This is a genomic window from Photobacterium sp. OFAV2-7 (assembly GCF_022347985.1).
In the GTDB taxonomy this organism is placed as follows: domain Bacteria; phylum Pseudomonadota; class Gammaproteobacteria; order Enterobacterales; family Vibrionaceae; genus Photobacterium.
Genome location: NZ_JAKRFQ010000086.1, coordinates 1 through 9,920 on the forward strand (window position 1 = coordinate 1; position 9,920 = coordinate 9,920).

10 protein-coding genes are annotated in these 9,920 nt (G+C 45.9%); 2 read left to right on the plus strand and 8 right to left on the minus strand.

The window, feature by feature from the left end:
• The 6 genes from MHN01_RS07635 to MHN01_RS07660 all read right to left on the minus strand — a co-directional run.
• Positions 1-489: hypothetical protein (locus MHN01_RS07635; protein ID WP_239410773.1), on the minus strand; the 489-nt coding region annotated here is incomplete at its 3' end.
• Between the two features lie 5 nt (positions 490-494).
• Entirely contained in the window at positions 495-1,415 is a 921-nt protein-coding gene (locus tag MHN01_RS07640) for a phosphate/phosphite/phosphonate ABC transporter substrate-binding protein (protein ID WP_239410774.1), read from the minus strand.
• A gap of 430 nt (positions 1,416-1,845) precedes the next feature.
• Complete coding sequence (locus MHN01_RS07645) at positions 1,846-2,877, minus strand: GTP-binding protein (RefSeq protein ID WP_239410776.1); 1,032 nt, start codon at positions 2,875-2,877, stop codon at positions 1,846-1,848.
• On the minus strand, positions 2,867-3,427 hold the full coding sequence (locus tag MHN01_RS07650; protein ID WP_239410777.1) for a carbonate dehydratase: 561 nt from the start codon (positions 3,425-3,427) through the stop codon (positions 2,867-2,869). The genes MHN01_RS07645 and MHN01_RS07650 overlap by 11 nt, the downstream gene beginning before the upstream one ends.
• 45 nt (positions 3,428-3,472) lie before the next feature.
• The gene (locus tag MHN01_RS07655) at positions 3,473-4,807 is read right to left on the minus strand and encodes a dihydroorotase (protein WP_239410778.1); all 1,335 of its coding nucleotides are present in this window, start codon (positions 4,805-4,807) and stop codon (positions 3,473-3,475) included.
• Between the two features lie 115 nt (positions 4,808-4,922).
• The gene (locus tag MHN01_RS07660; protein ID WP_239410779.1) at positions 4,923-5,375 is read right to left on the minus strand and encodes a Fur family transcriptional regulator; all 453 of its coding nucleotides are present in this window, start codon (positions 5,373-5,375) and stop codon (positions 4,923-4,925) included.
• 310 nt (positions 5,376-5,685) lie between these two features.
• Here MHN01_RS07660 and MHN01_RS07665 point away from each other — a divergent pair, with 310 nt between their 5' ends.
• Complete coding sequence (locus MHN01_RS07665) at positions 5,686-6,021, plus strand: hypothetical protein (RefSeq protein ID WP_239410780.1); 336 nt, start codon at positions 5,686-5,688, stop codon at positions 6,019-6,021.
• Between the two features lie 72 nt (positions 6,022-6,093).
• Here MHN01_RS07665 and MHN01_RS07670 read toward each other — a convergent pair whose 3' ends face one another.
• Both MHN01_RS07670 and MHN01_RS07675 read right to left on the minus strand, forming a co-directional pair.
• Positions 6,094-7,170 carry a nickel/cobalt transporter gene (locus MHN01_RS07670; protein ID WP_239410781.1) on the minus strand — a complete coding sequence of 359 codons (1,077 nt, stop codon included), beginning with the start codon at positions 7,168-7,170 and terminating at the stop codon, positions 6,094-6,096.
• 63 nt (positions 7,171-7,233) lie between these two features.
• Positions 7,234-7,995: a DUF1007 family protein gene (locus MHN01_RS07675; RefSeq protein ID WP_239410782.1), complete on the minus strand. Its 762-nt coding sequence runs from the start codon at positions 7,993-7,995 to the stop codon at positions 7,234-7,236.
• A 335-nt stretch (positions 7,996-8,330) separates the two neighbouring features.
• Here MHN01_RS07675 and MHN01_RS07680 point away from each other — a divergent pair.
• Positions 8,331-9,920: hypothetical protein (locus tag MHN01_RS07680; protein WP_239410783.1), on the plus strand; the 1,590-nt coding region annotated here is incomplete at its 3' end.

Genomic DNA, 9,920 nt, shown 5'->3' on the forward strand with positions numbered 1-9,920 from the left:
ACCGCCTCTAAGAAGCATATAACTTTCTGACGATTGCGGCTGGCTTAACCGCTTACGCACCATGCTCTCTAATTCTGCTTGGGAATACTCTTGGTTCAGGCGAGGGTATGCCATTAAACGAACGAGTGCCGACGCCAGTGGCTGACCAAGGCTTTCAAAATCACCATCATGCAAAACAGACAGCTCAGCATCAAATATCATTACCTCCAGTACATCTTCCTGACTTTTTAGCGCGTGAACGAGCTCAGCAATCAAGTCGATATCCAACGTGTAGACCGGCTGTCGCAGGCTGCCACGAGTAAAGTCCAGCATCTGCAACGTCTGAATGGTATGAGCGTTATATAGCTGCGAGCCAATTCGTTTGAACTGTTGCTCCATCGATTGACCAACATAACGATCCACCATCCACAGTGTGGATTGCTGTAAGGTGATCACAAGTGCAATTAATATCACTGCGGTGATCAGAGATACTCGCCAATGAAGACGCATGTATATTAGTCCTTGCGATGCAATGAAGTATCTATGTCGGTAATATGTGTTTCAAACCAATCGAATTTGTCGTTCATTACGGGTGAAAAGCCTGTGACACTGCGATAAGGGTAGATTTCAGCCTTATCCTCCACAGTCATGGTTGTTTCCAGCAGAGTGTTACGCAACGCACGCATCAGTTGAGGATCCAGATCGGTACGAACGGCCAGTATGGAGCGGGGAAACTCAGCGCTGCGGTACATGATCCGCAGATCTGCCTTCAGCGCAGGCGGAACCCGCTTGGGGTTCGTCCAGTCTTTACTACTTAAGGCACCAACGGCAACTTTGCCTGAGTGTACCCACTTGGTTATGTTGATCTCTTCCCGAGCAAAGGTATAACCCACCTGCTCAGGGCTTGGCGTCCCTTTAACCAACATCATGCCTGTCTGAGTAAGTATTACCCGGGGAACAAAGTACGAAGGTGTTGAAGTCTCATCTTCGAAGGCGATCATCTTGCCTTTTAAATCACTCAACTGATTGATACCGCTATCCTTGCGGGTGACCAAAATCGAGTGATAACTTGAGACACCGTCACGGTGCTCATTGGACAGGAAATCTAGATTGCTGATTTTTCGTAACTGTAATTGGGGATAGAGTGAGTCAGAAATGACATCCACCTGCTTGTTGTTGATCAACAGGGCCATTTCATTAATGTCGCGGGCAAATACAACCTTGCCACCGCTAACTCCTGCATGTTGTAACCGCTTAGCTAAATAATCAGTAAATACGCTAAATTCAGCTAAATCCTTACGCGGTGATGATGTGAGACGGCCAACCTTTAGTGTGTAGCCATCCTGTGCTGCTGAGACGTTAGTGGAGAAAGCAAGCAGTACTGCTGGCACGATAAACAAGCAGAATATCAGGTTGCGCCGAAATGAAATGGGCATATGATTCATCCTCTATCCTTAAAGATTCACATATTAAATAACTCATCCACTCATATTGCTGATAGTTAAAAAGTTATTTATCACTTGTTTAACATACATTGCTATCAGTTACCTTTAGCGTATACGCAATTAGTAAAATACTCCACCAAGGCATAATCATCAACCTCGACGCTAAACCCTAATTCTGTAAATTGTTCTTACAGTCAGGTTCGAAACAATATAAATAAGGTACTTAATTCGTCTTGTAGTGATAGTAAAAATTACCGCGTGATATGCCGGCTTCATTGTCATTCTGTGCAAATCAGGCGCGATTAATTCGCTCTTTTGGCTGCAATACAAGAAAGGCTCACACGCTATATTCAAACCGTGTGAGCCTTTTCTTTTTAACCTCTACGAGTCATCGCTGAGGAGATATCAAAAAATGAAATTCTTACTCTGTGTACTCAGATAGACGATGACTACCATCCTCAACACAGCTTAGAAGCTGTGCTTCAAACGTATCCAAAACCGTATCTGAGATCAGTTCAATACGGCTTTCATCGCAATCATCCAGTTCCACTTCGGTCAACCCATCTGGCGTCTGGTTATAACCAAAGATGCCACTTTCCGTAATAAACACGGCTTTCATACGCTCAACGTTTAACTCAACCAACAGTAAAATGATCTTCTGACGACTGAATATCTTATCTGGCGAGAAGCGCCAGCCGATACTATGAAAGCCTTCTCCTTCATTCATCGCTTTTAGCACACCACTCTCTGGCATCGGTTCTTCTGAAGCGAGAGGCTTATTATGACCATGATGGTGGTGGTGTGGAGGATGCTCGTGAATGCTTGTCTCACCTTCAAACTCAGCAAAAGGAATATCACCATGTTGGGCGAAAATCACCTGGGTATTCGGACGGCCAAATTCAGCAACATAAGCATTGAGCTTCTCTTTGTCACCATTTCGATATAGATCTGACTTATTCCCAACCACAGTATCGGCAATCGCTATTTGCTGATTAAAAGTATCATGGTTGGTATAGCGTTCATCTGCTAGTTGGCGTGCATCCACCAAGGTCACGTTCTTTTGCAGAGAGAGCACTTTTTTATAATGCTCAGAGGACAGCACTTGCAGAACCTCTTTGGGATGGCCCAGGCCAGTCGGCTCAATCAACAATCGATCGGGTTTAGCTTCTGACAACAGCTGATTAAGAGCAATTTGCATCGGCAAACCAGCTGCACAGCACATGCAACCTCCCGGCACTTCACGAATAAACACCTGTTGTTCTTCACTCTGCTGGCCTTGGAGTAAACTACCATCAACGCCTATTTCCCCAAACTCATTGACCAACACAGCCCAGCGTTCGTTATCTGGTTTATCCTTCATTAAATTAAGAATCGCGGTGGTTTTACCCACCCCAAGAAAGCCAGTAATGATGTTGGTTGGCACACCTAAAATTTGTTTACTGTCAGAGCTCATTGGCAATTCTCCTATAGCCTTGAACAAGCGTATGGTTTGCAGAGACTACAGACTCGGAGAAAGCCGAGTACTCTGGCGGCACTGTCGAAATACTGTTCAGATCAAAACCTGCACCTATGTTAGTCATTGGCGGCACATGAAAATTCTCTGGTAAGTCTAACCCATCCACCACACAGTTATGTCTGATCACGCACCCCTTGCCAATAACAGCGTTAAATACAACCGAGTTAAAGCCAATAAATACATCATCGCTGACATCACAGGGACCGTGAATGATGGATCGATGAGCAATCGATGAACGTTCCCCAATGTTCACCGCTGCTCCCGCTTTAGAATGGATAACAACGCCATCTTGAATATTGGTATCGCGTTTAATCACGATAGCTTCCATATCCCCTTGCTCATCCACCTCGTCTGCGCGAATGACCGCATAAGGGCCAATAAATACATTATCCTCAATGATCACTTTGCCGCAGATGATCGCAGTAGGATCGATAAACGCCGTTTCCGACACCTCAGGCATATGGCCGTTTGGGTTTCTTCTTAACATATTGATTTCTCTTTATAAGGTGACTTTACTGTTCAGAAAGTATCGTTATCGTTCGAAAGACAGTCGCATTGCTGAATTTAGGTTTGCCCTTACCTTTTGATTGGCATACATCAAATCACCATTTACCCAAGTGTTTTTGATCTGTGCTGAAAACTCATGACCAGCAAAAGGCGACCATCCGCAGTGATACAGACTGTTTTCATGGGTGACCATGGTCGGGGATTGAGCATCCACCAGTACTAAATCAGCGAAATAACCTTCTCGGATAAAGCCGCGATCGCGAATGGCATAACGAATTGCCGGATTATGCGCTGTTTTTTCAACAACCTGAGCCATGCTGAGGTGCCCCAAGTTCACGTGATCGAACAAACTCAGTAAGGCATGCTGTACCAAAGGCAAACCTGCTGGCGCTTGGTCGTAATCCACTTGTTTTTCTTCCCAGGTGTGTGGCGCATGGTCGGTGGCAATAATATCGATTTGATTGGTATGCAAAGCTTGAAGCAGCGCATCACGATCGCTTTGATTCTTTATTGAAGGGTTACATTTGATTTGGTTGCCCAAGGCGGCATAGTTCTGGTTACTGAACCAAAGATGATGAACGCAAGCTTCGGAAGTAATATGCTTATTTTGAATAGGACCCGCCTCAAACAAAGCAAGTTCTTTTTCTGTAGTAATATGCAAGACATGAAGCTCACTACGGTATTTTTTTGCCAAATCAACCGCATAAGAAGACGAGGCATAACACGCTTTATCGTCCCTCAAGATTGGGTGATCTTCGATGCTGAGAGTGGACTTTTTACGCAGTAGGTTTTCTCTATTCTGGCTAATGACAGGTCCACTTTCACAGTGGGTCACAATGAGAACAGGAGAATCACGAAATATCGCATCCAGTGCTTTCGGATTCTCGACCAGCAAATCTCCCGTCGATGCCCCCATAAATACCTTCACCCCACAGTGGGTCTTTGGATCTAAACGCTTAATGTGTTCAAGGTTGTCTTCCGTAGCACCAAGATAGAACGAATAGTTCGCCAGAGAGTTTTCTGCCGCAATGCTGTACTTGCGCTCTAAGGCGTCAATGGATGTGGTCGCTGGATTCACATTCGGCATTTCCATATAGCTCGTAATACCACCAGCCACAGCCGCGCGAGATTCTGTCGCAATTGATCCTTTGTGAGTCAAGCCTGGCTCACGAAAATGCACCTGATCATCAATCATTCCCGGAAGAAGATAACATCCCTGCGCATCGATAATTTCATCATTAGGTTTCGCCGCAATGTCAGTTCCGATAACTGCAATTCGCTGATCGACAATCCGTAAATCCGTTTCTGTAATGGTTCCTTCATTTACCACACGGGCATTTTTAATGAGCGTTGCTGACATATCTTTAGAGATCTCCTTTTTATTGTGTGGCTGACAATGGGTCCAATAGGTAGACAAACTAAGTATGTAAAGTGCGTGCATAGGGACCTTGTCGCAGCAGCAACACATTCGAGCCTTACCGGGCACAGTCATCGCAAACGCAGTTAATCTCAAGTTGAGGGTTTATAACGGTGAAGCCTTCTTGACGAGCGTTGGATTGAAGGCCAGTAATCATTACAGGATCGATGGTTTGCTCGCTAATTTTGTTGCACTTAGAGCAAATCAAAAATTGGGGAATGCCATGCTCATGATCACAGAGGATATGTGAACACGCGATGTATTTGTTGGATACCTTCAGCTTATGGGCTAAATGCTCACCTTCAAGAAAATCCAAACTCCGATAGACCGACATCGCCTGAATACTCTGATCAAAATGTGTTTTACAGTAATCCACCAGTTCATAAGCAGAGAGCGCCTTACTGGCGTGAACCAGCGCGCGAAGCACGAGTTTTCGCTTTGACGTCAGCTGTCTTCCACGCGCCTTACAGCTCTGCTCTGCATGCTCAATAATTGTGCTGATCTTGTCCATCTACCTACCTGGTTATGATATCGCCCTTTCAATTGATACGTTATAACATATCAATTGATGTCGACAAGCATATATTTAAGGCATTATGAATTTACCTGATTCAGGCAAAGCACCAAAAGAACATCCCTGCATGAAGAACAATTCGGATAACCTTTTTATTGCAAGTCGATATAAGGTTACACCAATAAGCAACAACACAAATAGAAACGTGTTGAGTAACATCACATTTCACTCTAATCGTACTTTTTTCACGAAATAATTTACTAAAATTAGTAGTGATTTTAGTTAACTACCTAAAGGAGATACATGGATGTCATGTTCTAATACTCACTCTCACCCAAAACATGTTCACGGTTCAGATTGTGGGCATACCGCTATTCGCCATGGTGATCATGTTGACTATCTGGTTGATGGTGTATTGCATCATCCTCATGGGGATCACTGTGACGAGCATGTTATCGAAATTAGCGGAAGTAACCCCAACAAATGTAATGCTGTTCATTCCTGCGGGGAACACGTTCATGGGCCTGGTTGTGGCCACGAAGCAGTAAAACACGGGGATCACATTGACTATATTGTCGATGGTCGCTTACACCATCAGCATGGTGATCATTGTGATGATCACGGGCCCATTGAAATCGTTTAGATAAAGCCTGAATGCTAATGAGATAGAAACCAATAAGTCCTGCTTTGGGTAACATAACAGGGCTTACTGCTTTTACATCGAAAACATCGGGGAAATACCGTAATCTTGTCCGCCCATCAACAGCAGGCCTATCACTATTAACAATACTCCACCAAGAAACTGAAGGTAATACCCGGCCAGATTCCAGTCCCCCTTACCACGACTGTTACCCACCATCAGATAACGCTTAACCAAATGCTTCCCGGTCAGGGTCATCATAGCAATGAGGGAGGTCGTAAACGCTGTCCCTGCAGCCATCACTATCGCACTTACAACTCCCATCCAGTAAAGCCCGACAATATTGGCAAACAGAAGTACCATAATGGCCCCGGTGCAAGGCCTGATCCCGATTGTTGCAACAATACCGATATACTCCCTCCATGTAGAAGCCCGGTTAATCGCTTCTGCATCTGCGACATGCTGATGGCCACATCCACACCCATCATGATGGTTATGATGGCTTTTCACTAAATGGGACTTACCTGCTGAGGGCAAGGCTGATAGTTGAACTGCTGGCTTTAACGCAAACTGCCCCTCTTCATCTGATGAGCGAACAGCCAGCGGGGTCAGAGCTGTCACCTTAAGCTTAGAGTGATGCATTGAACGATAAATATGCTTTATTGCTTTCCAGCATATCAAGCCTCCCAATATGGCTACCAGCGCGAAGCTCAACAATACAAAAAGCATCGCCTTTTGGTTAACAGCACGCATAGACGCACTAAAACCCCATACAAGAACACTCACTAATGCAATTGCAACCAACGCCTGACAAAAAGCCGAAATCACTGTTAGCATTAAACTTGCTTTAATCTTTGTCGGATGTGTCGCAAGGTATGTAGTAACAATCACCTTGCCATGCCCTGGCCCTAGCGAATGAAGCATGCCATAAAGAAAGCTGAATCCGGACAAGTAACCTCCAGCAATCAACGGATTCGCCTTCGCATCGTATAACAAGTCTGCCAGTTGGGCGTTTACCTCCCGCTGCCACTGAATGCTATCAACCACCAGTGACGGCCAAACTAGCCACAACTGATACAAGCTGATAACCAGCAGCAATGAGACAATCGCAGCAATGCACCAGCGGCGTCGGTGAAGTCGACGGTTTCCCATATTATTGCGCTCCGAGTGAGATAAGATCTGTTTCACACATACTTACTTGATATAAACGATTATTCATTTCGCAGCAGACACAGCCGCACAATGGATTTTCACTGTTTGAGTAAACAACTGCCCCAACGCATTATCCGGATCGGCATCGGCTGGTAGAGACATGGCATAAGTCATTTGCTCAGGTGTCGGATCAGGCTCAATCATTTCCAACTGACATTGACGGGTAAGATCCGCGGACAAAACAACATCAGTAGCCGATTTCCAAGCCATATCAACATAATAACTCGGCTCAAAAATCAACAGGCGCAATGTCTCTTGCGTAACCGGTTTGGGCTTGGAAAGAGGAAGTTCAAAACTAAGCACTAATTTGGCTCTGTCACGCGTTAGTTTCTCGCTGTGAGCCACTTTATACTTAATCGGCGTATCGCCATCATAAAAATAGGTAAAGTAATGCTCATACTTCATGTTTTCCAGCACTGATGCCGATACTTTACGAAACGTCTGCTGCTCGTTTTCGGGGGAAATATCTTCACCATCAAGCATGTAGGCCGAAGTCATCGCATCAAACGACCATTCCATTTTAAAACCGGTGATCATCCCATCCTTGCCTTCGATATAGGTCTTCATATCAATCCAGGAATGGGGATGGGCTTGAACAGCCGGTGCAACAAATACAACTAGCGCCCAAAGACACTGTTTTTTGAAAAGCCATCGTAAAAAATGATGGTCGCTTGAGAGCAGGTAGAGGACGTTCCTAACTAAGCGAGGAGTTTGTTCGAATAGATTGATACTGTGCCGAATAAACTGAACTGGATGCTTTTTCATGCTGTTGACTAACTTCTATTTTGTTATGTTATAACATAGTCATCAGTGAAAACAAAAAGTTCCTCGATAATGGCACCACAGAGTTTAAGGGCTAAGAATATCCATCCCCCAGTCAGCAACTTTCTTTAAATAACCTTTATATTTTTGCTTCGCCAGTTCGCTTAGTCACAAGCGTGCTTAAGGTAGTATTTTTCCTAACTTTTCGTGCAATAAGCAGCCTAGCCCATGTTTCTGTCATTGAAAATGATGGCAAAAGATCATCAAAAAGTTCAAAGCGATTTGTTCGACATAGTCCTAAACTTTCGAAGCAAAAGTGTACAATTAAGGGCAAAAAAATGAAATTAAGAAATACACTGATCGGGAGCTTGGTCTTTGCCAGCTTTGGCGTGGCTAGCGCCGACTACCCATTGTTACCTCCCAATGGCACCGATGAACTGTATGCGTTGGAGCAAGAATGTGATTGCGTCTTGTCGATCACTCCGGATGCCAACATCTCAGTGCTTGTTTCGGTAGATGATATCCTCACTCTGTTTGGGCTAGACACATCAGAGCAGTCTAACGACGATGTACGTATTTTTAACCATGGCATTGTCGTGCTGGACGATGGTGCCCTGGTGTTTGGCGCTCAGGTGAGAGAAAGCGTTCCTGACGAGGCTGATATAGTCAGAGATGTGCTAATCAAGCGGCAACCGGATGGCACACTGGAGCAGCTGCTGGCACGGATTAATACTGACGATAACGATGGTGGCAGCTTCGAGGGGCTGGTGATCGGCTTCGATGGCTTTCTCTATGTTATGGACGACAGCAATGACAGCATGCTGCAGGTCAATGCGAATACTGGCGCCTTCATCACCTATGCCACGAAAGCGAATTTTGAAAGTGTCACTAGCAGTGTCGAGTTTGTCGCAACACCAAGCTTAGCGGCGGACGAAAACTACCTTTATGTCGCATCCGACCGTATCCCTAACGTGATCTACCGGGTCAATTACGATGTTATGGGAGGCAATAATCCTGTTCAAGATATCTACGGGGCCGGACCTAATGGTGTTGACCCAGCAGTGTTGACGCCGTACGACACGACGCTTTATCTCTTTCCGTCTGTGCCCCCGCTTCCTCCTAGCGGAGACTTTAATATACAGCTCCAGCGAGACAATGGGACATCGGAAACAACGGCTGACCTGCCCTTCAACGCGACAGCTTTACAAGTGGAAGCTGCGCTAGAAGCGGCAGTCGGTGGTGACCTAACCGTAACCGGCGCTGGCACCTTGCTGGATCCGTGGCGCTTCCTGCGACCAAGCGAGTTCACTTCGGTACAAATGGATGACATGGACTTGGTTGGCCTGCTCACGGCTTCCAGGACTGACAGCCAGGAAGCCGTACCGGTGGACAATCACATTGAATACGTTGCGGTTGAGGCGACATCGGGCACTTTCCGACTAGACATTGAGCTGACTGGAGTAATAGGGGCTGGCCGAACCATCGCTGATCTGGAGTTAGATTTTGATGTCACAGCCTCAGAGATCGCCAATGCGCTGCTTGCCATTGATGGCATTGAGGTAGGTGATATTACGGTGAGCGGCTCCGGGACCATTGCTGCTCCCTGGGTATTTACCTTTGGTGGTCAGTTTGCCCTAACGCCGGTTGAAATGGGTGTATTTGAGATTACTGATCCCGATGGTATCAGCCGGGTCGGTAGCTTCGTTAATTCTGGGGCTTTGGATGACCCCGATGGATTCCTTACACGCCAGCCCGACGGCAATATTCTGGTACCTGACGACTCCAATGGTCATTTTCTCTATCAACTGGCGGTGAATAGCACCCCGGTAGAAAGCGTTACAACGTTACTGACCGAATGGGAACTGGTGGTGGCCAATGGCGGCCGGGCCAATATAGAAGGCGGTGTGGCCTACGACAGCAACGGTGCA

Bases quoted from the DNA above. Each gene is read 5' to 3' on its own strand.
- MHN01_RS07640 (WP_239410774.1), bottom strand. From the start codon at position 1,415: ATGCCCATTTCATTTCGGCGCAACCTGATATTCTGCTTGTTTATCGTG.
- MHN01_RS07645 (WP_239410776.1), bottom strand. From the start codon at position 2,877: ATGAGCTCTGACAGTAAACAAATTTTAGGTGTGCCAACCAACATCATT.
- MHN01_RS07650 (WP_239410777.1), bottom strand. From the start codon at position 3,427: ATGTTAAGAAGAAACCCAAACGGCCATATGCCTGAGGTGTCGGAAACG.
- MHN01_RS07655 (WP_239410778.1), bottom strand. From the start codon at position 4,807: ATGTCAGCAACGCTCATTAAAAATGCCCGTGTGGTAAATGAAGGAACC.
- MHN01_RS07660 (WP_239410779.1), bottom strand. From the start codon at position 5,375: ATGGACAAGATCAGCACAATTATTGAGCATGCAGAGCAGAGCTGTAAG.
- MHN01_RS07665 (WP_239410780.1), top strand. From the start codon at position 5,686: ATGTCATGTTCTAATACTCACTCTCACCCAAAACATGTTCACGGTTCA.
- MHN01_RS07670 (WP_239410781.1), bottom strand. From the start codon at position 7,170: ATGGGAAACCGTCGACTTCACCGACGCCGCTGGTGCATTGCTGCGATT.
- MHN01_RS07675 (WP_239410782.1), bottom strand. From the start codon at position 7,995: ATGAAAAAGCATCCAGTTCAGTTTATTCGGCACAGTATCAATCTATTC.